The 23,358-nt window shown below is 42.9% G+C and carries 26 protein-coding genes; 14 read left to right on the top strand and 12 right to left on the bottom strand.

The features are described 5' to 3' along the window. Positions 1–67: 67 nt before the first annotated feature. Positions 68–331 (bottom strand): hypothetical protein, encoded by a 264-nt coding sequence (locus tag ABF638_RS22960; protein ID WP_435025275.1) that lies wholly within the window; start codon positions 329–331, stop codon positions 68–70. Between the two features lie 299 nt (positions 332–630). Between ABF638_RS22960 and ABF638_RS22955 the strand changes: the two genes are divergently transcribed. The 5 genes from ABF638_RS22955 (at position 631) to ABF638_RS22935 (ending at position 3,748) form a co-directional block, all read left to right on the top strand. After that, complete coding sequence (locus tag ABF638_RS22955; protein WP_435025274.1) at positions 631–1,725, top strand: phosphotransacetylase family protein; 1,095 nt, start codon at positions 631–633, stop codon at positions 1,723–1,725. A 30-nt stretch (positions 1,726–1,755) separates the two neighbouring features. Continuing rightward, complete coding sequence (locus ABF638_RS22950) at positions 1,756–1,941, top strand: hypothetical protein (RefSeq protein ID WP_435025273.1); 186 nt, start codon at positions 1,756–1,758, stop codon at positions 1,939–1,941. Positions 1,942–2,108: 167 nt separating this feature from the next. After that, complete coding sequence (locus tag ABF638_RS22945; RefSeq protein ID WP_190894310.1) at positions 2,109–2,612, top strand: DNA recombination-mediator protein A; 504 nt, start codon at positions 2,109–2,111, stop codon at positions 2,610–2,612. 87 nt (positions 2,613–2,699) lie between these two features. Continuing rightward, a complete protein-coding gene (locus ABF638_RS22940; RefSeq protein WP_435025272.1) occupies positions 2,700–3,098 on the top strand; it encodes an MAPEG family protein in 399 nt (132 codons plus the stop codon). A gap of 158 nt (positions 3,099–3,256) precedes the next feature. Continuing rightward, on the top strand, positions 3,257–3,748 hold the full coding sequence (locus tag ABF638_RS22935) for a YajQ family cyclic di-GMP-binding protein (protein WP_069072865.1): 492 nt from the start codon (positions 3,257–3,259) through the stop codon (positions 3,746–3,748). 70 nt (positions 3,749–3,818) lie between these two features. On the opposite strand, the gene ABF638_RS22930 is transcribed toward ABF638_RS22935, so the two are convergent. Both ABF638_RS22930 and ABF638_RS22925 read right to left on the bottom strand, forming a co-directional pair. Beyond that, a complete protein-coding gene (locus ABF638_RS22930; protein ID WP_435025271.1) occupies positions 3,819–4,376 on the bottom strand; it encodes a glutathione S-transferase family protein in 558 nt (185 codons plus the stop codon). A 6-nt stretch (positions 4,377–4,382) separates the two neighbouring features. Continuing rightward, positions 4,383–4,847 carry a hypothetical protein gene (locus tag ABF638_RS22925; RefSeq protein WP_435025270.1) on the bottom strand — a complete coding sequence of 155 codons (465 nt, stop codon included), beginning with the start codon at positions 4,845–4,847 and terminating at the stop codon, positions 4,383–4,385. Positions 4,848–5,296: 449 nt separating this feature from the next. Between ABF638_RS22925 and ABF638_RS22920 the strand changes: the two genes are divergently transcribed. Next, complete coding sequence (locus ABF638_RS22920; RefSeq protein ID WP_435025269.1) at positions 5,297–6,016, top strand: tetratricopeptide repeat protein; 720 nt, start codon at positions 5,297–5,299, stop codon at positions 6,014–6,016. Between the two features lie 226 nt (positions 6,017–6,242). Here ABF638_RS22920 and ABF638_RS22915 read toward each other — a convergent pair whose 3' ends face one another. Further along, a complete protein-coding gene (locus tag ABF638_RS22915) occupies positions 6,243–6,653 on the bottom strand; it encodes a hypothetical protein (protein ID WP_069072861.1) in 411 nt (136 codons plus the stop codon). A 352-nt stretch (positions 6,654–7,005) separates the two neighbouring features. Then, positions 7,006–7,095 (bottom strand): photosystem I reaction center subunit XII, encoded by a 90-nt coding sequence (gene psaM / locus ABF638_RS22910; RefSeq protein ID WP_040630342.1) that lies wholly within the window; start codon positions 7,093–7,095, stop codon positions 7,006–7,008. Positions 7,096–7,294: 199 nt separating this feature from the next. Here psaM and ABF638_RS22905 point away from each other — a divergent pair, with 199 nt between their 5' ends. Together ABF638_RS22905 and ABF638_RS22900 are read left to right on the top strand one after the other, a co-directional pair. After that, entirely contained in the window at positions 7,295–8,626 is a 1,332-nt protein-coding gene (locus ABF638_RS22905) for an FGGY-family carbohydrate kinase (RefSeq protein ID WP_435025268.1), read from the top strand. Positions 8,627–9,284: 658 nt separating this feature from the next. Continuing rightward, positions 9,285–10,025 carry a dienelactone hydrolase family protein gene (locus ABF638_RS22900; protein ID WP_435025267.1) on the top strand — a complete coding sequence of 247 codons (741 nt, stop codon included), beginning with the start codon at positions 9,285–9,287 and terminating at the stop codon, positions 10,023–10,025. A gap of 26 nt (positions 10,026–10,051) precedes the next feature. On the opposite strand, the gene ABF638_RS22895 is transcribed toward ABF638_RS22900, so the two are convergent. From ABF638_RS22895 to ABF638_RS22875, 5 genes are all read right to left on the bottom strand, one after another. Then, positions 10,052–11,011 carry an N-acetylglucosamine kinase gene (locus ABF638_RS22895; protein ID WP_435025266.1) on the bottom strand — a complete coding sequence of 320 codons (960 nt, stop codon included), beginning with the start codon at positions 11,009–11,011 and terminating at the stop codon, positions 10,052–10,054. A gap of 14 nt (positions 11,012–11,025) precedes the next feature. Continuing rightward, a complete protein-coding gene (locus ABF638_RS22890; protein ID WP_435025265.1) occupies positions 11,026–12,291 on the bottom strand; it encodes an MFS transporter in 1,266 nt (421 codons plus the stop codon). A 471-nt stretch (positions 12,292–12,762) separates the two neighbouring features. Then, a complete protein-coding gene (gene hisA / locus ABF638_RS22885; protein ID WP_420759794.1) occupies positions 12,763–13,536 on the bottom strand; it encodes a 1-(5-phosphoribosyl)-5-[(5-phosphoribosylamino)methylideneamino]imidazole-4-carboxamide isomerase in 774 nt (257 codons plus the stop codon). Between the two features lie 54 nt (positions 13,537–13,590). Further along, a complete protein-coding gene (locus ABF638_RS22880) occupies positions 13,591–13,890 on the bottom strand; it encodes a DUF3593 domain-containing protein (RefSeq protein WP_069072857.1) in 300 nt (99 codons plus the stop codon). After that, positions 13,887–14,222, bottom strand: a complete 336-nt coding sequence (locus tag ABF638_RS22875) for a DUF2499 domain-containing protein (protein WP_435025264.1) — start codon at positions 14,220–14,222, stop codon at positions 13,887–13,889. Before ABF638_RS22875 ends, ABF638_RS22880 begins: the two co-directional genes overlap by 4 nt. Before the next feature lie 170 nt (positions 14,223–14,392). On the opposite strand from ABF638_RS22875, the gene csaB reads away from it, so the two are divergent. Continuing rightward, positions 14,393–15,439 carry a polysaccharide pyruvyl transferase CsaB gene (csaB, locus tag ABF638_RS22870; RefSeq protein ID WP_435025263.1) on the top strand — a complete coding sequence of 349 codons (1,047 nt, stop codon included), beginning with the start codon at positions 14,393–14,395 and terminating at the stop codon, positions 15,437–15,439. A 186-nt stretch (positions 15,440–15,625) separates the two neighbouring features. Next, positions 15,626–17,107 (top strand): glycosyltransferase family 87 protein, encoded by a 1,482-nt coding sequence (locus ABF638_RS22865; RefSeq protein ID WP_435025283.1) that lies wholly within the window; start codon positions 15,626–15,628, stop codon positions 17,105–17,107. Here ABF638_RS22865 and pgeF read toward each other — a convergent pair. Then, entirely contained in the window at positions 17,040–17,870 is an 831-nt protein-coding gene (pgeF, locus tag ABF638_RS22860) for a peptidoglycan editing factor PgeF (protein ID WP_435025262.1), read from the bottom strand. The genes ABF638_RS22865 and pgeF overlap by 68 nt on opposite strands. A gap of 77 nt (positions 17,871–17,947) precedes the next feature. On the opposite strand from pgeF, the gene ABF638_RS22855 reads away from it, so the two are divergent. Further along, positions 17,948–18,766, top strand: a complete 819-nt coding sequence (locus ABF638_RS22855; RefSeq protein WP_420759792.1) for a biotin--[acetyl-CoA-carboxylase] ligase — start codon at positions 17,948–17,950, stop codon at positions 18,764–18,766. A gap of 90 nt (positions 18,767–18,856) precedes the next feature. Beyond that, positions 18,857–20,413: a peptidoglycan DD-metalloendopeptidase family protein gene (locus tag ABF638_RS22850; RefSeq protein WP_435025261.1), complete on the top strand. Its 1,557-nt coding sequence runs from the start codon at positions 18,857–18,859 to the stop codon at positions 20,411–20,413. A 72-nt stretch (positions 20,414–20,485) separates the two neighbouring features. Here the strand turns inward: ABF638_RS22850 and ABF638_RS22845 are convergent, their stop codons facing one another. Next, positions 20,486–21,166, bottom strand: a complete 681-nt coding sequence (locus ABF638_RS22845; protein ID WP_435025260.1) for a riboflavin synthase — start codon at positions 21,164–21,166, stop codon at positions 20,486–20,488. 340 nt (positions 21,167–21,506) lie between these two features. Between ABF638_RS22845 and ABF638_RS22840 the strand changes: the two genes are divergently transcribed. Both ABF638_RS22840 and ABF638_RS22835 read left to right on the top strand, forming a co-directional pair. Beyond that, on the top strand, positions 21,507–22,004 hold the full coding sequence (locus ABF638_RS22840; RefSeq protein WP_069072850.1) for a bifunctional nuclease family protein: 498 nt from the start codon (positions 21,507–21,509) through the stop codon (positions 22,002–22,004). Between the two features lie 148 nt (positions 22,005–22,152). Further along, positions 22,153–23,283: an aldo/keto reductase gene (locus ABF638_RS22835; protein WP_435025259.1), complete on the top strand. Its 1,131-nt coding sequence runs from the start codon at positions 22,153–22,155 to the stop codon at positions 23,281–23,283. The last annotated feature ends 75 nt before the right edge of the window (positions 23,284–23,358 follow it).

Here is a 23,358-nt window from a genome sequence, read left to right as displayed (position 1 = left end):
AAGTATTTACTGATAAAAGCAGTTAAAAAATATATTGCTCAAAGCTCCGAATTCAAAATAATGCTCTCTATGAGACACTCTTGCTAGCTTGTTTAAGAGCAAGGGTAGGCGGACTCGCTTTAAGCATTGGTGCAGGCTCGAATGGCACTAAGTTAAGCTGAAAGGTAAGCGGCGTAGGGATTGCAGAGGGGCAGGAGAGCAGGGGGGCAGAGGGGCAGAGGGGAATTTCTAAATATCTGAACGCAATGCCTAAAATTTCTTCTTTCTCCCCTGCTCCTCCGCTCCTCTGCACCCCTGCTGCCTCAACGATTTTCCCTTTTCTTAGCGCCATTCGGTGCAGGCTCTCGTAGAGAAGCTATGCCGCAGGCTTGACGCTGCGCTAACAAAATTTAAAATTAATCACCCCATAAATAAATTTAGTTGCTCTGTATCCTTTTCGTTTTCACTCAGAATGAATTCTGACCGAAAAAGCGGATAACAGAGGGAGAGCAAGTCCGCGTAACCCTGCTTATTCAGAAGCTAATTCTGGGAAAGCTTAATTTGTGAGAGCGAGAGGCTTTTGCCAGAAGGAACTAGAATTAGGAAACACCTAGCTGGGTTCTTCTGACTTTTGAAATTAGGAGTGCATGTGTGCCAAAATCCCCTAAATATTTGCTGATTGGATCAACCGAGACTTACAGCGGTAAATCTGCAACTGTTCTGGGTTTGTCTCATCAGCTACAGCAAAAAGGACTGGATATTACCTACGGTAAACCCCTCGGTACATGTTTTAATTCATCCAGTGGAACTGTAGTTGAGGAAGATGTCCAGTTCATCGCTCTTAGCCTCAATTTGCCGGAAAACCGCATTGCACCGACAATGTTGGCTTTGGATGAACCAAACGTGCAAAAGCGCTTGCGGGGGGAAGACAAAACCGATTATCAGCAGTCCCTAATACAGCAATATTTACATAAGTCCCAAGGAGATTTGGTGTTACTGGAGGGGCCCGGTGATTTATCCGAGGGCAATTTGTTTGACTTATCTTTGCTGCAAATGGCTGAAGTATTGGATGCTGGTGTGCTGTTAGTAGCCCGCTATAAATCGTTGCTTTCGGTTGAGGCGTTATTGGCTGCTAAAGGGCGTATGGGCGATCGCTTGATTGGAGTTGTAATTAATGATATCCCTGTCACCCAACTAGAAACAGTTGACACTCTCTTGCGCCCATTTTTGGAACAGCAAGGAATTCCGGTGCTAGCAATGCTGCCGAACAATGCTTTGCTCCGCAGCGTCAGTGTTGGCGAACTAGTCAAGCAGTTAAAGGCTGATGTTCTCTGTCGCAACGATCGCCTAGATTTGTTGGTGGAAAGTCTGGCAATTGGAGCGATGAATGTCAACTCCGCTGTGAAATATTTCCGCAAACGCCGGAATATGGCAGTGGTAACAGGAGGCGATCGCGTGGAAATTCAGCAAGCGGCTTTGGAAACTTCTACCCAATGCTTAATTCTCACCGGGCAACTACCCCCGCCACCGTTCATTCTCAATCGTGCTGAAGAACTAGAAATCCCCATTTTATCTGTTGACTTAGACACCCTCACTACTGTAGAAATTGTTGACCGCACTTTCGGACAAGTCCGCCTCCACGAGCCGATTAAGGTTCAATGCGTTCGCCAGTTGATGTCTGAGCATTTTGACATTGATCGCCTGTTATCTAAACTGGGTTTGACTCCCGCAGCGGCATTGTCTTAGATTCCTCAGCCTTGAGAATTAAGAGCATCTATGATCAGTTATCAGTTAGGAAGCTGTATTACTGGTGAGGGTGCAGATGGTTCGCCGTCACCTCCCAGGCGACGGCCTGCTGTTTCCTTCCGCCCCATAGCTGGGACGTGCTTAGTTGCAGCAGCTAATCCAAAGACAGGCATATTCCCGAAAATCGCCTTATATCTTCCCGGTTCTATTAAATAAGTTTTGTGGCATTACTTATGAAACACCTTCGCTAGCCTGGTGTTACCAAGTAATGGAGTTACTGCAAACAATCGAAAATTAGTAGCAATGTTTAGCTCAAGTTTTTCTCGCATCTACACGCTGTTTGGTAAAATATCTGGGTCGTTTAATTCGGATTATGTCCATCTTTGAGCCAATCAACTGACCTTATTAACCTCGATACATTAGCCCAAGAACTAGCGACAATCCAGCAAACGGGTTCTAAAAGAATCGCCTTGCTGGGTTCTCGTCACGTCCCGATTACGCATCAGAATCTTATTGAAATGATGACTTATGCCCTAGTTTTATCGGGTAATCGCATTATTACTTCTGGTGCTACAGGTACAAATTCCGCTGCCATCAAGGGAGCAACGCGGGCTGATCCGAATTTGCTAACGGTGATTCTCCCCCAAAGTCTGGAACGCCAGCCTTTGGAATCGCGCCAGCAACTAGAACAGGTAATGCATCTGGTGGAAAATCCCAGTAATGATACTCTGTCCCTTGCTGAAGCTAGTTACCTGTGCAACAAGGAAATTGTCTCTCGTTGCCAACAACTGATCTGTTTTGCGTTTCATGACAGCCGCACCCTGTTGCAAACCTGTCAAGATGCAGAAGAACAAAGAAAAGTAGTGACCCTGTTCTACTTTGATTAGTCATTTGTCATTTGTCCTTTGTCATTTGGTATTTGACTAATGACTGATGACTGATGACTATGACTAATAACCAATAACTAATAAGTAATGATAATTTTTTTGTACTCGATCGCTGCTGCTGCCACTCTAATTTATGTGCCATTTTTGGTGGTAGCTTATGCCCGTGTGCGTATTGGGTATGAAATGTTTTCTACTCCTCGCGCTATGTTTGATAAATTGCCACCTTATGCCCAACGAGCTACTTGGGCACATCAGAACGCTTTTGAAGCGTTTATGATATTTGTCGCAGCGGCATTTATGGCGTATGTAACTGGTGTAAATTCTTTTACAGCACAAGTAGCTGCGATCGCCTTTGTGGTGGCCCGTTTGCTATACTCAATTTTTTATATTTTGAATATACCCCTTTTGCGATCGCTGATGTTTGGCATTGGCATACTTAGCTCTAGCACTCTCATTATCTTGAGCATCATCCAAGCTACTAGTTGAGGGGGACTGGGGACTGAGGACTGGGGGACTAGGGAGATGAGAGGGACAATGGAGACAAGGGAGAATTTACTCCCCCTATTCCTTGTCTCTTCTCTATGCCCAATACTCACTCCCCAATCTAAAATCCAAAATCCAAAATCTAAAATCCAAAATATTTTATGGCTTCTACTTTTTCCTTTGACATTGTGAGCGACTTTGACCGACAAGAGTTGGTTAACGCTGTCGATCAAGTTGTAAGAGACATCAAAGGTCGTTATGACCTCAAAGACACTCAAACTACTGTCGAGTTAGTCGAAGAAAGTATTAACGTTAGTACTGACAGCGAGTTTACTTTAGATTCTGTACATACCATTCTGCGGGAAAAAGCCGCCAAGCGTAACCTCTCCCAGAAAATCTTTGATTTTGGCAAAGTTGAATCAGCCAGTGGTAATCGTGTGCGTCAAGAAATCAAACTCCAAAAAGGCATAAGTCAGGAAATTGCCAAACAAATCTCCAAATTGATTCGCGACGAATTCAAAAAGGTACAAGCCTCAATTCAAGGTGATGCTGTGCGGGTTTCTGCCAAATCTAAAGATGACTTGCAAGTTGTTATGCAACGCCTGAAACAAGAAGATTATCCAGTTGCTTTGCAATTTACAAATTATCGTTAACAGATTCGTAATTCGTAGTTAAGAATTAAATTACGAATTACGAATTACGAATTACGAATTACGAATTATTTTAAGATCCTCCGCCAATACTTTTTTGAAATGCCGGACGCTCAGATAACTGCTTCATATAGCTCAATACCGCTGGGTAAGAACTGAGGTCTAGCTTCAGCATAACGGGAATGTAATTCAGAATAGACCCCACTGCCACATCAGCAACAGTGAATTCATTACCCAGCAAAAAAGGTTGCTTACTGAAAATTTCATTTAACGGAGTCAACAAGCGGGGCATTTCCCGCTCTCGATTTGCTTCCACAAAAATCCCTGGACCAAGAGTAGCATTGGCAAACAACACCCATTGGGAAAATACAGCACGTTCCTCTGGTGAAAGTGTAGTTTTACTGTACTTATCAGCAAGATACAGCAAAATTGCACCAGATTCCCAAAGCTGAAAATCCCCATCAACAATTGCTGGAACTTTACCAACTGGGTTAATTGCCAAATATTCAGGTTTGAGATGTTCACCCGCCTGCATATCTAGCTTGACAAATTCGTAAGGAACTTCTAGTTCCTCTAAATACCAGTGAACAATTGAGGCTCGACTACGAGCGCCGCCGTAAAGTTTTAGCATAATTATTTAAAGAACTTTGTGAGTGTGAGAATGCTGTTTAATGTTGTCTTCTTTGGTGACAACTCTAGCGGCATTTAATACCCGCTTGCGCTCAATAGAATACTTGAATTCAGTGTAGTTTGTACCTAAGGGAATTAAAGATTTTGCAGATTCACGACGCTTGTAGGTACGAGCCGCTGCAAATGCCCGTGGCACAAATTCCTCTCCAAACTGAGCCGACTCTGGGAAGCCCTCTGGCAGGAGTTGTGAATCGCCATCCAGCAAAGATCCCAAAGTTGTTGCATGAGCCAGCTTATAGGAGGTAGGAATGCCCTTTAACAGCGCTTCCAAAGCCGCAGAGGGAATTGGTTCTATAACTTCGATTTGATAAACTTCTCCATCTTCTTTGACGAAGCAGGTTGCCAAGCCGATAACAATGTAATCATCGGTTGCTAAATCTGGGGCATTGGGATAAGAAATTGCAGTTGTCATCGGAAAATTTCTCAAAAATAAAATGCAGAGAGTGGGGATTGGGGATTGGGGATTAGGGATTAGGGATTGAGGATTGGGGATTAGGGATTGGGTGTATTGGAATCAAAAGAATTCTTTCCTAGTCCCCAGTCCCCATTCCCCATTCCCCTCTCTAACGAACGGCTTGTTGGCATTCTACCAATTTGTCGCTCTCACTACTTGACTAGTCTTTGAGATTAACATCTGCCATTTCTGGAATTCACCTTCGGGATCAAGTATCCATGATTAGGGTTGAGGAGCGATCGCTTCTTTTGGGCATAGATTTCTACTGGTGTGAGTAGTTAAAATTCAGTCTTGGGATGGCTTTCAAGTAACCATAAATACCTTGAGAATATAGACACCGTGGTAAAATCACTACCGGAAAAAACTAGAATTTTATTTCACAAAGCAGGGATTTCAGGCAGGGAAAGATGAATATTAACTCATTTTTAGCTGACGATGACCAGCAAAGCAAGCAATATAAATATGTTTTAAATAGTACAAATAAATTCCAAGAGCAGGGGAAAAACGATCGCAGCGAATTGACTTTAGAGGATAGCTACTTCCGCTCTTGTGCTTTGAGGTTGGCTCAACAAGGAGATTATACTGAGGCGATCGCACTTTTAACCCAACTAATTTCTCGCCATCCCCACAATGCCATTGATTACAACAACCGGGGACTAATTTATTTTCAAAGTGGCGAAATGCAAAAAGCGCTTTGCGACTATAATACCGCCCTCAAACTTAATCCTGCTTTGGCTAGTGCTTATAATAATCGGGCAAATTACTACGCGGCTTGTGGAGAATTAGCAGTAGCACTTGCCGACTACGATCAAGCCATTGATTTGAATCCTCGCCATGTCCGGGCGTGGATTAATCGGGGCATTACCTGGCGTGATTTGGGGCAATATGAGGAGGCAATTGAGAATTTTGAGGTAGTACTGCTTTTCGGTCAACTAGAAGGTCATATTTGGGCTGAACGCGGCAGAACTTACCATCTTTGGGGCGACTGGAATTGTGCGATCGCTGATTATCGTCGCGCCCTCACTCAACTGCCCTCTCTCAACAACAGTAAGGATATTACTGGTTGTCGCTTGCGTTTACAACTCGAAAATTGGCTAAACGAGTTGCTATCTGAATCAGCGTCCTAGTTGGTAGATTAGTCCTTCTGGGGGATTCAAAATTCAAAATAATTGATTAAATTTTGAATTATAGTTTAGTGACGCTGTATCGCTAATGACTAATAGATGATAACCACATAGCTATTCAAAAATTAGCTATTAACCATTATTTATTAGCAATAATATAAATTAACACCCGGTTTATACGTAGCCTGAATCACAAGAAACCGAAATAATCCTAAATTCGCTATTTGTCTTAGGGTAATGACTCTGTTTGTTCATTTTCTCGGCGATCCGGATTCATCAAGACCACACGACGCTGACTGGGATCAAATCGATATCCTTGTTGTTGTCTAATACTTTTAGCTTGCTGAGGATCGAAGTTGCGGCTAAATTCCGCCTGTAAACCATTGACGTGCCCTTCCATTAACTTGACTTCAGTACCAATTTCTCGCAACTTTCCTTGCTGTGACCAATGATAAGGCAGAAGTTGTGCTAAAGCAGACGCCGCAACGGCTGTAATCACAAGATTAACCGCTATTTTGGCTGTGCTTTCCAGTGCCATCATCTGGTAAGAACGTTGACGAAGATGCCGCTTTGGTCGAGGGATGACCCGGCGTTTTTGTATAGGTTGTGACGGTGGTCTGGACGGTTGAATCGCGTTCATGATGCTAAAAGATAACCTCGCTTAGTGAAGGGAAGCACTATCAAGAGTGCTGAGTTTTGAGTGCTGAGTGCTGAGTGGGGAATCTTACTCAGCACTGGCTCAACGCCCCGCTACCGCTAACAGCACTCCGTACTCGGAACTGAATTAGCACTCAGCACTCCTGAATGCTTGATTTAGCTGTCATATTACTTCATTTTTTTGAAATAGCTACAAGTGTTGCACTAGTTAAAAAATAACCTGGCTTACGTAAGTGCAAGGTTTCTAGCTACTTATGGTATAAAACCACAAGGTGTAGAAATTGCACCCCGTACTGCCAGGATTATTAGCTTTTCAACTGTGTCACATCGGAACGTTATTTGTAAAGTTCTGTGGCTAATCGCCAAGCTAGAACTCCTGGGATCAGCGCCACAACTAGAGCGATGTAGACTTGAGTATCTGAGATGGAAGATATCTGAGCGATGTACAGAGTATCTAAGATAGGCATGGCTGAAAACCTCCTAACCAGAATAGATTTTGAACAGTTCGTTTACTACTTTTCCTTGTTTTGCCAAAATTGTGGAATATCTTGTAACAAGATGCAACAAAAGCAGTTATTAATCAGTAGTCATTAGTTATTCGACCTGAGAAAAATTTATAAAAATATGAATTTGTATTTGGGTATCGACTTCGGCACCTCTGGCGCACGCGGCATAGTAATTGACGAGGAAGCTTCTTCTATCCAGGCTGAGGTGCGATATCCCTTCCAGGACTCAGGAGACGCTGTTACGCCAAGTTTTTGGCAGGAGGCTTTGTTTGCGCTGGTGGAACTAATACCTGAAGAATTGCGGCGAGAAATTAAAGCGATCGCAATTAACGGTACTTCTTCCACCGTCTTGCTGGTTGATGCTGTTGGCAATCCTGTAGATGCACCACTGCTGTATAACGATGCACGGGGATCATTGGTAACAGAGGATTTGAGAAGCATAGTACCCCCCAATCATACCGTATTGAGTGCCACCTCCAGCCTAGCCAAACTAATGTGGATGAGGCAATTACCTACTTTTAGTGAAGCTAGATATTTCCTACATCAAGCAGATTGGCTGGCGTTTCTCCTACATGGGTATTTAGGTATTAGTGATTACCACAATGCTTTAAAGCTGGGTTATGACGTGGAAGAGTTGAAATACCCAGAATGGCTAGAATTGCTGCAAATACCGATTCAGCTACCCAAAGTTTTACCTCCTGGGACTCCGATTGCAGAATTACAGCCTGAAATTGCAGATAAGTTCGGTTTACGTAGTGATTGTTTGGTATGTGCTGGGACAACAGATAGTATTGCCGCTTTTCTCGCCAGTGGGGCAAAATTACCTGGTGAAGCCGTAACTTCCCTTGGTTCAACATTGGTACTAAAGTTGTTAAGTCGTACCCGTGTAGAAGATGTTAAATACGGGATTTATAGCCATCGTTTGGGTAATCTGTGGCTGACTGGTGGTGCTTCTAATACTGGAGGTGCAGTACTTAAGCAATTTTTCACCAGCGCTGAGTTAGCCAGCCTTAGTGGTGAGATTGATCCATCAAAAGCCAGTGAGTTAGATTATTATCCATTGTTGAAAGCAGGCGATCGCTTTCCCATTAATGATCCCAATCTACCCCCACGATTGGAACCACGCCCAGATCATCCAGTGGAATTTCTGCATGGATTGTTAGAAAGTATTACCCGCATAGAAGCGCGAGGATATGAATTATTACAGCAAATGGGTGCAGACAAGGTGAGCCGTGTTTATACTGCTGGTGGTGGCGCGGCGAATGATACTTGGACTGCAATTAGGGCGCGTAATTTGCAGGTTCCGGTAGTAGCGTCAGTTTATACAGAAGCTGCCTACGGGACGGCGCTGTTGGCGATGCGGGGGGTGAAAAAAGGACATGGGGACGGGTGTGTAGTGGGAAAATGCTCAAAAATTCTAGGAATTACGAACTGTACAAATGACTTTTGAAGAAGAATTCAGGAGTCAGAATTCAGGAGTCAGAATGAAGACGCTCTCTACGAGACGCTACGCGAACGTGGACTCGCTAACGCTGCGCTATCCACCAGTCGCACAAAATGCTCAACTGAATTCTGGCTCCTGACTCCTGAATTCTGTTTCGATAAGGAAAATGCTAAAAACCCTGTAGCGTCTCTCCTTGGGAGAAGCTACGCGAACAGTCCAGAGATGAAAGCTTTTTTAGAGGCTTAAGCCTCCAGTAATGTTTTGTTTTAGTTCCCCTCCCCGCTCTCACCCAGGAATTTTGAGTTAGTTGAGTAATAGTTATCCTTACCCTCTTTTCGCAGATATCTTCTAAATCCGTATGTATCCCAGTGACAATCGGCATATCTCGGCCGATACTCAAATTATTAGATACCGGACTATAGGATTCCAGGTTGATCATCTGGGCAGCTATTCGGGGATGGGTGCTTCGCCACAAGCGAATGTCATCTATCCCCTTTACTAATTGGTGTGAGTTTTAAAGTAATACCATTGCGAAGCTAATGGGTGTATTAAGGCGATCGCAATCATGGCAGAAAAACGCCAAATTGTAGGTTGAAAGTAACCGGATGTTGCGGCGCTACAGTGTAGAAGCTAATGACAGCAAGCGTAACACGGAGACAAAAAAGTGCAAATCACTAAGCGCAATGTTGAGTTAAGAGTAGATGGCAGCTTAATGCGTGTTTATGTAGCGGCTCCGAAAGCAGCAGGAAAATACCCTGGTATTGTCTTCTACAGTGATATTTATCAGTTAGGTGATCCAATGATTCGTCTAGCTAACTACTTAGCAGGATACGGCTATGTATTAGCAGCCCCAGAAATTTTTCACCGAATTGAGCCAGTTGGTTCAGTAATTGAGCCAGATGATCTGGGAAGGATGCGGGGTAATGACGATGCTCGTAGAACCTCGGTAGCTGAATATGATGCCGATTGCCTTGCTGTGATTGAATTTCTGAAAACAGAGAGTGCGGTTTCTCCAAATCAAATAGGCACTCTCGGCTTTTGTATTGGTGGACATTTAGCTTTCCGCGCAGCATTTAAAAGCGAAATTCGGGCTTCTGTCTGCTGTTACCCTACTGGTATTCCCAGTGGTAAACTTGGTAAGGAGGTAGCCGATACAATCCAGCGGGTAAGTGAAATCAAAGGTGAGATGCTCATGGTGTTCGGTACTCTTGACCCTCATATACCAGAGAGCGATCGCCAAACCATAATAAAAGCAATTGAGAGTGCTAATATACCTCATCAAGTTGTCTCGTATGAAGCAGAACATACATTCATGCGCGACGACGGTTATCGTTATGATTCTAGTGCTAGCACCTCTGCTTGGTCTGAAATCATAACTTTCTTGGGGCGCATATTTGCCGACTGAAAACTCCTATTATTGCTTTCTTCGCATCAATTTTGAGTTGTTTGCAATGCCAACAAAGCAGCACCATAAGCAGGCTCGTACCTCGGAAGAATCACATTTACTTTAGGAAACTTGTTAACAAGAGACGCTGTAAATCTCTCATACATCTTGCATCTACTGCGCCACACGCTCCCCGTAGTGACTACTTCTAAAACGGAGTCAGCACTAAAAATTGCATCAATTACTGTAGATGTAGCTTTCACTAATTCTTTGACAGCATCATCAATGATCATATTCGCTAAGACATCACCTGAAGCTGCTGCAAAATCTACAATTGGTGCTAAAGCTGCGATCTGTTGAACTCCCCATTCTCGCCGATATATTACTTCTATTAAATCTTCTATACTTTCCAAATCAAGATGTTGTTTGAAACTCTCTACCAAGTTCGTTGACATCTCCCGTCCATCATAAGATTTTAATGCTGCATTCATACCAGCCACAGCAATTTTATAAGCGCTACCTTCATCTCCTAAAATATATCCCCAGCCGCCAACTCGCTTGGTATATCCCTGATGATTTCGCCCGTAAACTATTGAACCAGTACCTACTGCAACCACAATTCCTACAGGTTGACCGATTCCACCAATTAAAGCAATAAAAGCATCATTGCAAATGACAATATTAGCTGGCTGTAATGTCCAACTTATAGGTAGATATTTGTTATTCTGTAACTCTTGGACTAGACCTTTTACTACTTCGATATCTGCGGTACGACCTACACCTGCTAAACCCAAACATATCGCTTCAATATTCACAGTATTTGCAATTATTTCTACCTGAACTGCGTTGTGAATTGCAGATTGAATAGATTGTAGAGTGGCTTCAATACCTATACTTTGATAGTTAGACGGGCCAGCTTCACCACGACCTAGAATTTGATGCAAATCATCCATCAAAATACAAACAGTCTTACTACCGCCGCCATCTATTCCCAAAACATAACTCATGATCTGTAATTATGTTAATTATTCTGACGCTTGGGTTCTTCTTTTAAAGGGATGAAAAAGAGAGCAATCATCCCAGGAATAGTTAGCAAACAAACCAAAATAAAAAATAATGGATAGCCAAATACTTTTTGCAGATAACCGCTAATTAAACCTGGTAACATCATTCCTAAAGCCATAATGCCAGTGGAGATAGCAAAATGAGAAGTTTTATATTCGCCTTGGCAAATATACATTAAATAAACACTAAAAGCGGTAAATCCAAAACCATATCCAAATTGCTCTAAGGAAACCAAGGGATACACTAATGTTAGTGAAGGTTTGCTGTAAGCCATATACACATAGAATATATCAGGTAAGTTCAAAGCTAAAGCCATAGGAAAAATACACTTTTTTAATCCATATTTGGAAATTAGTAAACCTCCTAATATCCCTCCGCAAATCAGGGAAATTACCCCAAATGTTCCGTATACTAATCCAACATCTGATGTAGATAGCCCTAAACCCCCTACTTCTGGTTTGTCTAATAAAAATAAAGAAGCTATCTTGACAAGCATTGCTTCGCCAAGTCTGTAAAGCAAGATAAATGCTAAAATATTTATAATTTTATCCTGAGCAAAATATGAACTAATAATTGACCAGAAAGGTATATTTTCTCTAGTTTTTATTTGCCGTTGTTCATCTGATTCAGGTAAGGGTAAAATTAAGCGATGCGAAATAAACAGGATTGCTAAAATTAAAGCTGAGAAACCAATAGCTATAGTCCAGCTTAAAGGAATGTTGTTGAGAGATACTTCAAGCTGACCTGCTAAAACTACTAATATTCCAGATCCAAAAATAACAGCCATTCTATAAAATAGTGAGCGGATGCCAACAAACAAGGCTTGTTGTTCTGGAGATAAAGCCAGCAAATAGAATCCATCTGTGGCAATATCATAAGTTGCAGAAATAAATGCTCCTATTGTTAATGTTGCGAGGGAAATGAAAAAGAAATTTGGCAGTTGTAAGGAGAAAGCTATCAAACCTAAACAACCAAACATGGCAAATTGGGTATAAAGTATCCATTGACGTTTGGTAGAGTAAATATCGACAATTGGGCCCCAAAACATTTTGATTACCCAAGGCAGATAGAGAAAACTTGTCCACAAGGCAATTTGCGTATTATCTATTCCCAGTTTTTTGTAAAAGATTACAGAAACTGTGTTGATGATGACGTAAGGGATGCCGGAGGCGAAATATAAGGTGGGGATGAAAGTCCAAGGAGAAGTTGTTTGATTTTTCATGGATTTGGTTCCAAACTCTGGCTTTTTGCCATCAGTAAAACCTTGTTGCTATGCTTTCCCACTTTCCATAATGCAATACGCTTGGGTTAAGGATAATTGGTCTTTTAAGACGCGATAAATCGCGTCTCTACATCAGGGTTTTGTCGCTCATTCTGAACTGTATTGTTCCATATCTGGTATGTCTGACTACGGCGCTCCGCGAATGGGGACTAGGAAGAGTTTTCGGGAGCATCTCATACCAATTCAATTAATGATTGCAACACATCCTTGGGTAAAGACGCGATGAATCGCGTCTCTACAAATGGTCTATTTGTCCCATTCTTTTTTAAAATTGGTATCAGCAAATATACCTGGCGATTAGAAATCGCGGCTACACAAACGCACTCCTTTGGAGAACCCGGAGGGTAGACCGCCTGCGCGGACTTAAGAAATTGGAAACCCGCGTAGGCGTGTAAAGTCTGACAGCAAATCTCAAGCAAAGGTAGAAAAATCTAGATTCGGTGGAATATCCTGAATCCGTCCAGGCCCGATCGCTCGTAATGCTTCTTTGAGTAAAATATCCCCAGTATACAAGGCACGTCCGACAATCACACCAGTCACGCCTTGAGGTTCTAACGCCAACAAACTCAACAAGTCGGTGACAGAACTTACCCCGCCAGAGGCAATTATCGGGATGGAAATTGCCGCTGCAAGTTCTCGCAAAGCTTCCAAATTCGGGCCTGTCAGTGTACCGTCTCGGTGGATATCTGTGTAAATTATGGCGGCTGCACCCAATTCTTGCATTTGTACAGCTAATTGGGTTGCTAAAACTTCTGAGGTTTCTAACCAACCGCGAGTTGCTACTAGGCCGTTACGGGCATCAATACCGATGATAATTTGTTCGGGAAATTCTTGACAGAGTTCTTGTACTAGCTGGGGTTGTTCTACGGCGATAGTGCCAAGAATTGCCCACTGTATACCCAGATTGAATACTTGTTGCACGCTGGTGCGATCGCGCAATCCTCCACCAATTTCAATGGGCACTGACACCGCATGTGCGATCGCTTCAATTGCCCCCAAGTTTACTACTTTACCTGCTTTGGCCCCATCCAAATCAACTATATGTAATCTGGTAGCACCTTCATCTACCCACTGTTTGGCAACATCAGCAGGATTTTCGCTAAAAACTTGCGAGCGATCGTAGTCTCCCTGATACAGTCGCACACAGTGACCTTCTAGTAAATCAATCGCTGGAATTACGTCCATTTAACTTTTCCTCTAAACTCAATGCAATCAAAACGCTAGCTATAGCTGAATCTACTATTTTTCATTTTTTATTTGTAATTGCCGTACAGCTTGTCCAAAACCCAGCACAAGCAAAATATTTGAAAGCGTCAAAAATACTTCTGCACCACCGTGCAACCAATCTACATTGGCTAAAGACTCGCCATAATGCAATTGGGCGTAAATTCCGGCGGGGATGGTGATGGCAACAAAGACGAGAGTGCCGTAAAATCCATACAGCGCTAAACGCGGCATTTGCGGACTACGGCTGATAAACCACAAGAAACCCAAATAGGGAAACAGTGAAAGTGCAAACAGGGTTTCTTTAGAAATCATTGCTCTGATTTGATAGGTTCTGGTTCAACAGTGTTAGAAGATTTGGTAGAACGCCAAATCATATACGCTGCTGCCCAAAGCGTAAAATTACCAACTAAGGTCATGGTAGCTTGAAGCGTTACCATCCATTCTAGAGATTCGGCGTTGTCGAAATAATGCCAGGTACAGGCACACATGGCGCTGACTAAAGCTGGTAACATGGCAAGGGACAATCCCCACCAATTGCGGTTATTAGTCAGTTCGCCATAAGTCCAGATTAACCAAATGGCGACAATCCACTCAATAACGCTAGAAACATGAATAATCCAGGTGGGAATCGATAAGACGTGCATAAGAAAGTTAGGAGTTAGGAGAGACGCGATTAATCGCGTCTGTACAATAGTTGGGAGTATTTCTATCTTCCTCTGTTACGAACTTTGAAAATAGAGCTTGTAAATGAGTCTACTATCTGTATTAACGACAGATATTATGTATAAAAAAAGTTGTTAATCTAAAATCCAAAATGGTCAAGATGCGGGCGTTATTGTCTGGGTATTACGGTAAAGGTAATGGTGGTGACGAAGCTTTATTGGCAACGCTTTTGCAAATGTTACCATCTCACGTAACGCCTGTGGTGCTTTCTGGTAATCCAGAGGAAACCCGCGATCGCTACAATGTAGAAACTTGCGATCGCATGGCTCCTTTAGCTGTACTGCAAGCTTTACGCTCTTGTGATGCTTTGATTTGGGGCGGTGGCAGTCTCATTCAAGATGTTACCAGTACCATCAGCCCATTTTATTATGGGGGACTGATGGCATTGGCGCAGAAAATGGGTTTGAAAACTGTTGCTTGGGCGCAGGGTATTGGCCCGTTAGTGCGTCCGCAAACTCGTTGGTTGGCACGGCAAACCTTTGGTAATTGTACCAAAATCAGTGTCCGCGATCGCGCCAGTGCGGCTTTATTATCTGATTGGCAGATTCCTTGTATCATAGCTCCTGACCCGGTTTGGGCGTTGGAATCTAAACCAGTTCCAGGACTTTGGGATTTACCAGCGCCGAGAGTTGCGGTAACGTTGCGATCGCATCCCCAACTTACAGAAAAACGTTTAGCAAATTTAACTCGCGCTTTGGTTGACTTTCAAAAAGCTACACAGGCTTTTATTTTATTACTACCATTTCAAAAAAGTGAAGATTTAAGTATTGCCGAAGCTATTCAACCACACCTTAAAGATGTCAGCAAGATTTTATGTCTGGAAGAACCACAACTTTTAAAAGGTGTGTTTCGCGGTGTCGAAATGGCAATTGGGATGCGTTTGCACAGCTTAATTATGGCTGCTGCTGAAGGTTGTCGCTGTTTTGCTCTTAGTTATGACCCCAAGGTAAATCGTCTTATGGAAGACTTGGAAATGCCTGGGTGGGATTTGGCGAGTTTACCCGATGACCCCAATTTAATTAGTCTGACTTGGATGGAGCACTATGCTAACGGTGATCCGTTATCACCAGAGCAAATAAAATCTTTAGTAGATAGGGCATTAATACACCGCGAGTTATTGAGCCAAGCTTTTTTGTAATAATTAAGACCAAAACCCCAATAAGCGGGGTTTTTGTTATACTCTAAGATTTTTCAAACATTGTTTTATAGTTAGAAAGGAGTAATTGTCAAAATTTTGTAAATTGATTATGAAAATACTTAAGTATCCTTTCTTACGAAAAACTTCGGGGATATTATGTAGAAGATACATAAATAATTGTTGCTAATGATCAGCTTTGGCTTTTGGAACCTACTTGTAATAACTGTTGTTGCTTTAGTTCTCAAAAATAATTGGCGATTAGATGATGAAAAAATAGCCTGGAAAAATTCTTTATTTTTAAAATCCCCTGTAATCCAACGGTTGATGCAATTTTTTCGTCAACCAATTGTTAGCTTTCTGATTCAAGCAGGTGTTGTATTAGTCGTTACAAGATTCCTTTGTTATACAGGTTGGCTAGTTTATTTACTAAATCAACCAGATCCACCCTTATGGGATTTTAAGTGGTTTTATGTGGCGAGTAAATTAGCTCATCAGCATTTGAGTCCCTTTAATGTCGAGATTTTTAATCAAAGCTTCTGTACCCTAACTAATACGTGTGGATTTATTCCACCCTTTGTCTATCCACCTAATATTATTCCTCTTATTTGGTTTGTCGGTTATTTTTCAAGCAGTACTGCATTTAGCATCTGGATTGGAATGCATATATTAGCAATCGGTTTGGCCTTATGGGGAGCTAATATCCTGCTGGAGTCGAAGTCACTAGCTCTAAGAACTGTTTGCACAATCTCGGTTGCATTGATTTATGGTTTAGTTCGGGATCTTCAAGTTGGTAATATTGCCATTTTCGTTGCAGTTTTGATTTTATGGATGTTTATCTGGGCTAAAAAAAATCAGGATATTCCAGCAGGAATTTGCTTGGGTATTGCTGTTTGTAAACCAACATTAGCTGCATTATTCATTCTGTATTTTCTACTTAAAAGACGGTTCTCTTTAGTTTTTGTATCTGTTATCACAGGAACTGCTCTAGTGTTTTTAGGTCTAGCCTTGACAGGCAATTCTTTGACACAATTCCTACCAGATGCATCTCATGGATTTTCACTCTGGCTAAATGAGCCATCGAATAGTCCCTATCTTTCGATTAGTCGCATCGATTTGAAGGTGGTGGGTCCAAGATTATTTCCCAATAATCCATTTTTTGCCAAGCTATTTTCAGACTTAATTGTTCTGATACTTGTTGGTTTAGTGGGTTGGTATTGGTATTTGCAACAATCTCTCACAGCCTGGGCAAAGGAAATATACCTAGCAGAATTGGTACTAGTTTCTTGCTTGAGTATTGCCATCAATTATTCACAGCAAACTAGTTCTGTGATGTTAATACCTGCTGTTGTTTTTTTGCTAAATGATTTGCTGTATCAGATTAGGCATTGTAAATTTTCTAGAACAAGAATGTCTGTTTGGTTAGCAGGAGTTTGCTGTCTAGCAGTGCAAACAGCGGTAATTCATGGCTGGCTTATCGGCTCTCTAGCAAAGCACTGGAAGGTGAAAGCAGGGGAATTGCCATACATTATAAAAGTAACTATTTTCGCCCTACCGAGTTATGCCATTTTAGCAATCACCGTCAGTATTTTAGTCTTAGCAATTAGCTCCCTGCGTCAAAAACCGATTCTGAAATTTCAACCTTTGAATCGGGTGTCAATTTACCGCTAACAATACCTGACCATTGAACTTTTTTCTCTTTCTCTCGGCGGTAAGAAAAGAAATGCTCTGGAGTTTGGAAAGTACAATAAGGTGCGATCGCAATTTGTTCTGCACTAATCCCCAAATTTTCTAGTTGTAAGGTATTCACTCGCCGGACATCCAACCGTACCTTGCCAGGATTAGGGTCTTCTTGCAAAGGTGAATTTGGTAACTCATGTAATACAGTGATAATTTTTTCTTCGCTTTCGTGTGGTATAATGCTAGCCCCGATTTCCGCAGCCACTTCAATCGAGACTTGGTAAACCTCACCAGCGATCGCAGGGCCCATAGCAATGCGTAAATCATCGAGTTTACTGCCTTGAGATTGTAGTCGAGCGATCGCCAAGGGGACAATCTTCTTGGCAGTTCCCCGCCAACCCGCGTGTAATGCTGCCACCTTTCCAGTTTGCACATCCCCAATCAGCACGGGTGTACAATCTGCACTAGCAACCCAAACCGCTTGTAGAGGCTGCTCACTCATTAAACCATCCGCCGACGCTAAATCCTCCTCAGCAGAGCTTAAGAAGCTTTCAACTTCTTGGGGGGTGAGAACAGTATTGCCATGAACCTGCTTTAAGCGATAGACTGATGCCTCTGGTTGCAATACTTCTGTGATAACTTGTGGCGATCGCGGCCAAAACTGTTGGGTAAAGAAGCCGTGATGCCAATGTTCCAGAATACTACAAGTTAGATAAGGCAGTCCTTCCCAATTGCGCCAGTGCCAAGTGTGCATCTTCAACCAAACCTAAACAGAAATCACTCATCAGCCAATCAATGCTAACTTGAACAACGGAATTTGGGTTAACTGCTGTGGGATTTAATCTGCAAAACTTGGAAGCAGCCTTGCAAGCAGGGCGTCAGTATACATATTTACCATTTTCCCTTCACTTTTTTGAAAGCGTCTCCTCAACCAACCAAACCCTCTGGAATTTACTCAACCAAGGGGCTATTTCTGGAACAGTAGTAATTGCAACTCAGCAATCCGCTGGGCGGGGACAATGGGGACGCCAGTGGATTTCTCCAGTTGGCGGATTATATGTTTCCGTGGGGATTTCTTTTGATCACAAAATAGAGGCGACTGACAGCTATCAGCTAACTTTTGCCACCGCTTGGGGAATTGCATCTCAATTGCGCCAATCCGGTATAGATGTTGGGATAAAATGGCCCAATGATTTGGTTTTAAATGGTCGCAAACTAGGCGGCATTTTGACAGAAACCAAAGTAAACAGAGGACAAATCACCCAAGCAGTAATTGGTGTTGGCATTAACTGGAGAAACCCAGTACCGGAAACTGGAATAAATCTGGAATCGTGGCAAACATCCCAAGATTTCAAACCAATTTCTTGTCTGGAAATGCTAACCTCTATCGTCTTGCGGGGAATAGAATCCGGTATGGAGTGCCTTTGTCAAGAAGGAGTAAGCATACTCTTGTCTCGCTATTTAGACTTGCTTACAAACATGGGCGATCGGGTGTATGTCAATAATCTTTCAGGTACAGTAGTTGGGGTGACATCTCAAGGAAATTTACGAGTTGATTTAGAAACACATGATACAAAGGAACTAATTACACCGGAAATTTATATTGAACCCGGTACAATCAGTTTGGGGTACCATAAATCTTCCGTTTAAATTTGAGGTTTGTTCAAAATTTCGCTCTTTGGGCAAGACAAACCACTAGCATCATCTCTTTAGGCTAATTACACACAACTGAGAGAACAAATGACGCAGCGCAATAATTCTGCCCCTTATCGTTTGCATTACTTATGGCAGCAAGGTTTGACGAAAAAACGTTTTGCCTCAACCCTACCAGCCCAGAGCCTCTGCTGGCTGAGTAGCGTTAGCCTCCTCAGCGGCGGCTTCGTGTTTGCCCAAACGGAAACACAAATAGACAACATCGTTCCCACTGTTGAAAGTTCCCAACCAACAGCATTTACAAATCCAGTTAAAAAGCAGACTGTTGCGCCCCAAGCCGCGCCAGCACAACCGGAATTTTCCCAACGGCGAGCCAGACTCAAACAAAGATTACGCCAGCCAGAGGTTGCTCAATCAAAAGAGCCAGTTAGGCAGTCTACACCCAAAATTGAAGCTGCTGAACCTGTTGTGATTATCAGACAGTCAAAGCCCAAGGTAGAAGCCTCCCAGGTTACTCCTACAAGGGTGAGACAGGAAAAACCCAATACTCCTGTTCGCTCTTTACCTGAAAAACTCCCAGAAGTTGCTCAACCATCAAACAACTCGAACAATACTGTTAGGGCAACGGCGGGGAAAACCAAGGATTATAATAACGCCTATATTGATCCTAATAGTTATGACAGTGGTGCAACAGGTACTTATCAAGCACCAAATTCTGTAATTCTCACAGAACGTTCTAGTGGTTGTAGAGCCATCTTGCCTTCAGGGCAAAGTGTATTAGGCGGCGTTTGCGCCAAAGTACCTCAAAGGAGTGTAGCTGATTCTAATGGTAAAGCAGCACCTAATTGGCTCAAAAGAAGTCAAAATGCCCAATTAGCAAACGTTCCACCCGTGCGGCAAGTTGCAACTACTGGCAACACCAGCAGATGGCGTGCTGCTCAAAGTGGTTCTAGCGGTGTCACCAAGAGCGGATTTCGCCCTAATCGGTTTATCCCCACTCCCGGCGAATTCAGCCCCACAACAGTAAGTGCAACTTCCATCGCACCCAGTGGCGGAACTTTACCACCACCAATGGCAGATGGCAACATTGCACCCCGCCCCAGCAACGTAGCTTATGACTTCTCACTAGCATCAGTATTGCCGCAAATTCCCTATACGGGGAGAGTTGCATATAGTGGTACGGGAATGATGTATCCCCTGTCTATTCCCGCTTCCATCACTTCTGTATTTGGTTGGCGAGTTCATCCAATCACAGGTAATCAACGCTTCCATGCTGGTACAGACTTGGGTGCGCCCACAGGTACACCAGTTTTGGCCGCTGCTGCTGGTCAAGTGGAGACTGCTAACTGGTTGGGCGGTTATGGTTTAACCGTTACCCTGAATCATAAATCGGCTCAACAAACCCTCTACGGTCACATGTCAGAAATCTTTGTTCAACCCGGTCAGTGGGTAGAGCCTGGAACTGTTATCGGTCGAGTTGGCAGCACAGGCAACTCCACAGGTCCTCACCTGCACTTTGAAGTCCGTCACCTGTCACCAAATGGGTGGGTTGCTACTGACCCAGGCGTACAGTTACAAAGCGGTCTCAGTCAGTTAGTACTAGGCTTACAAACTACTCAGGTAAGCCAGAAACCAGGTAGCTAGAAGAAAGTTAGGAGTGAAGAGTGAAGAGTTATGAATTTAAAACTCCTAACTCCTAACTCCTAACTCTTTTAGTTACAAATACCCGTGTTCTGCTAAGAATGCGGGTGTAATGCTATCTATACTAGTTTCATCAGTAGCTTTGGTGTGTGGGTTGCCAGAATAAAGGAATTTTTCCACGTATTTGCCGAGAATATCCCCTTCTAGATTCACCAAACTCCCCGGAACCAAGTAGCGAAGATTTGTCTCGGCGTATGTGAGGGGAATTACCGCCACTTTGAATTGGGATAGTTCTGGATCATAAGCCGCTACTGTGAGGCTGATGCCATTGACGGCAATGCTACCTTTGGAGACAATGTAACGTGCGATCGCATCAGATGCAATAAAGCTCATTTCCCAAGAACTAGCCGTTTGTTCTGCCACTAGCAATTGACCGATGCCGTCTACATGACCCATCACAAAATGACCGCCAACTTTGCTGCCCACCCTTAGCGACGCTTCTAAATTGACATATCTCTGTTGCGTTTGCTCGCCTCCCAAAGTCGTGCGGCGGAGAGTTTCTGGTGAAGCGGTGGCGATAAACCCATCTTTTAAAACTTTTTCCACTGTCAGGCAAACACCATCTACTGCAACACTGTCACCATAAGCCAAATCTTGCATAATTACTTCACACGATTGGCTGACACAAGTAATTTGCCAAGAATCGCCCCCTAAGGGTTCCATCTTTCCTAATGCTTGGATTAATCCTGTAAACACGGCTTTTTTGTCAAACTATCTCTATTTATTGCCTAAATTTGGCTGAAATCAATTGGTAATTGTCACATAAATCTCGAACATCCAAGTATATTTTCTGACTTTTTTTCGTATAGGAATATTAACACATTAGCATCCTTCACAAGGCATACTTGGGTAAGAAGGTTATTGTCTAAGAAGACCAATTTGACTTACTCTGGTTTTCACCACAAGTTCGGAGTTTAATAGAAGCAATTATAGAGAACGAATGCTTATGTTTATTACTGTCGTCAAACCGCCCAAAAATGGGTACTATTTGTTACACAGCATCAAAGGTTCTCAAAGCATTGTAGAGGCCTAGCCAATGATTGAAATGAAAGTCGCTGGCATAGCATTAGATGCCATAACCCGCAGCCCGATCGTCCTTTTGAAAGATTCTTCAGATCGGCGGGCTTTGCCAATTTACATCGGTCAGGAACAGGCTAGGGCAATTATGGGCGCACTGGAGAATCAGAAGCCTCCCAGACCCTTAACCCACGACCTGATTGTGAATATTCTAGAGGCTTGGAACATGACTCTAGAAAAGGTAATTATTCATTCCCTGCAAAAGGATACATTTTATGCAGCTTTAATTGTCCAGCAAGGCGAAGTCAAAAAGGAAATTGACGCGCGTCCTAGCGATGCGATCGCCATTGCCCTCCGTACAAATACTCCCATTTGGGTAATGGAAGAAGTAATTGCCGATGCTTCTATCCCTGTTGACCGCGATGCCGATGAAGCCGAACAGCAAGCTTTCCGTGAATTTATTTCCAATCTCCGTCCTGAAGATTTGATTAAGCGCTTTGGTAATGGCGACAGCTAAAAAAGTGCTGAGTGCTGAGTGCTGAGTGCTGAGAAAGAATAGAGAATCTAAAAAGTAAATTCTTTATTCTTTCTTTTTAACTTTTCACTCTTGTACAAACAATATTAATCATCTTTCTACTCAGCACTCACTACTCAGGACTCAATTTATGCAATACCGACGCTTTGGGAAAACGAATCTGCGCCTCTCGGTTTTTTCTTTGGGAACAATGCGCTACTTGGCTTCTGTTGAAAATGCTCACCAGACGATCGAACAAGCCTTAGCGCTAGGAATTAATCATCTAGAAACCGCCAGAGGTTATGGCAAAAGTGAGGAGTATCTTGGTAGGGCGCTAAAAGCTGGGTTGTCAGTACCCCGGACGAGGCTTTATGTCACTACCAAAATTTCAGCCACAGCAGATGCTGACACCATGCGTCGGTGCATCGACGAATCTCTAGAACGATTACAGCTAGATTATTTAGATTGCTTAGGCGTTCATGGTTTGAATACTTGGCAACATTTAGAGTGGGTGCAAGCCAAAAATGGCTGTATGCAAGCTGTAGAAGAAGCTGTTGCTGATGGACGAATCCGACACGTTGGTTTTTCCAGCCACGGATCATTAGAGCTAATTGAGGCAGCAATTAATACAGATTTATTTGAATTTGTCAATCTGCATTATTACTATTTTTTTCAACGGCACGCACCAGCGATTCAACTAGCTGTCGAGAAGGATATGGGCATTTTCATTATTTCCCCTGCTGATAAGGGAGGACGCCTTTACACGCCACCTCAAACCTTAAAAGACCTGTGTTACCCGTATTCACCCTTAGAGCTAAATTATCGTTTTTTACTTGCTGATAACCGTATTAATACTTTGAGTATAGGGCCAGCCAACCCAGATGAATTAATAGAACCTTTGCAAGTTGCTGGCCATGATGGAGAGCTAAAATCAGCAGAAATTTCTGCTTTTCACAGGTTAGAAAATCACCAAAAATTTGCTTTGGGAACTGATAAATGTAGCCAATGTTATGCTTGTTTGCCCTGTCCAGAAAATATCAATATTCCAGAGATATTACGGTTACGTAATCTTGCAGTGGCATACGAGATGAAAGACTATGGACAATATCGTTACGGAATGTTTGAAAATGCTGGTCACTGGTTCCCTGGAATGAAAGGCGATCGTTGTACAGAATGCGGTGACTGTTTGCCTCGATGCCCAGAAAAGTTAGATATTCCAGCTTTGTTGGAAGATACTCACCAAAAATTGAGTGGCAAAGCAGGTAGGAGATTGTGGGGTTGACACTCTTCGGTCTAAGAGGCTGTTTGAAAAGTTTTGAGGGGTCAAATTTTATGCTAATCGCCTCACCATGATCCG

It is taken from the genome of Nostoc sp. CALU 1950 (genome assembly GCF_051172895.1).
GTDB lineage: Bacteria > Cyanobacteriota > Cyanobacteriia > Cyanobacteriales > Nostocaceae > Nostoc > Nostoc edaphicum_A.
The sequence above is the reverse complement of the archived record's forward strand: the minus strand, read 5'-3'. Positions and strand labels throughout refer to the sequence as shown.

Bases quoted from the DNA above. Each gene is read 5' to 3' on its own strand.
- ABF638_RS22960 (WP_435025275.1), bottom strand. From the start codon at position 331: ATGGCGCTAAGAAAAGGGAAAATCGTTGAGGCAGCAGGGGTGCAGAGG.
- ABF638_RS22950 (WP_435025273.1), top strand. From the start codon at position 1,756: ATGATCAGTTATCAGTTAGGAAGCTGTATTACTGGTGAGGGTGCAGAT.
- ABF638_RS22940 (WP_435025272.1), top strand. From the start codon at position 2,700: ATGATAATTTTTTTGTACTCGATCGCTGCTGCTGCCACTCTAATTTAT.
- ABF638_RS22935 (WP_069072865.1), top strand. From the start codon at position 3,257: ATGGCTTCTACTTTTTCCTTTGACATTGTGAGCGACTTTGACCGACAA.
- ABF638_RS22930 (WP_435025271.1), bottom strand. From the start codon at position 4,376: ATGCTAAAACTTTACGGCGGCGCTCGTAGTCGAGCCTCAATTGTTCAC.
- ABF638_RS22925 (WP_435025270.1), bottom strand. From the start codon at position 4,847: ATGACAACTGCAATTTCTTATCCCAATGCCCCAGATTTAGCAACCGAT.
- ABF638_RS22920 (WP_435025269.1), top strand. From the start codon at position 5,297: ATGAATATTAACTCATTTTTAGCTGACGATGACCAGCAAAGCAAGCAA.
- ABF638_RS22915 (WP_069072861.1), bottom strand. From the start codon at position 6,653: ATGAACGCGATTCAACCGTCCAGACCACCGTCACAACCTATACAAAAA.
- ABF638_RS22905 (WP_435025268.1), top strand. From the start codon at position 7,295: ATGAATTTGTATTTGGGTATCGACTTCGGCACCTCTGGCGCACGCGGC.
- ABF638_RS22895 (WP_435025266.1), bottom strand. From the start codon at position 11,011: ATGAGTTATGTTTTGGGAATAGATGGCGGCGGTAGTAAGACTGTTTGT.
- ABF638_RS22890 (WP_435025265.1), bottom strand. From the start codon at position 12,291: ATGAAAAATCAAACAACTTCTCCTTGGACTTTCATCCCCACCTTATAT.
- hisA (WP_420759794.1), bottom strand. From the start codon at position 13,536: ATGGACGTAATTCCAGCGATTGATTTACTAGAAGGTCACTGTGTGCGA.
- ABF638_RS22880 (WP_069072857.1), bottom strand. From the start codon at position 13,890: ATGATTTCTAAAGAAACCCTGTTTGCACTTTCACTGTTTCCCTATTTG.
- ABF638_RS22875 (WP_435025264.1), bottom strand. From the start codon at position 14,222: ATGCACGTCTTATCGATTCCCACCTGGATTATTCATGTTTCTAGCGTT.
- csaB (WP_435025263.1), top strand. From the start codon at position 14,393: ATGGTCAAGATGCGGGCGTTATTGTCTGGGTATTACGGTAAAGGTAAT.
- ABF638_RS22865 (WP_435025283.1), top strand. From the start codon at position 15,626: ATGATCAGCTTTGGCTTTTGGAACCTACTTGTAATAACTGTTGTTGCT.
- pgeF (WP_435025262.1), bottom strand. From the start codon at position 17,870: ATGCACACTTGGCACTGGCGCAATTGGGAAGGACTGCCTTATCTAACT.
- ABF638_RS22850 (WP_435025261.1), top strand. From the start codon at position 18,857: ATGACGCAGCGCAATAATTCTGCCCCTTATCGTTTGCATTACTTATGG.
- ABF638_RS22840 (WP_069072850.1), top strand. From the start codon at position 21,507: ATGATTGAAATGAAAGTCGCTGGCATAGCATTAGATGCCATAACCCGC.
- ABF638_RS22835 (WP_435025259.1), top strand. From the start codon at position 22,153: ATGCAATACCGACGCTTTGGGAAAACGAATCTGCGCCTCTCGGTTTTT.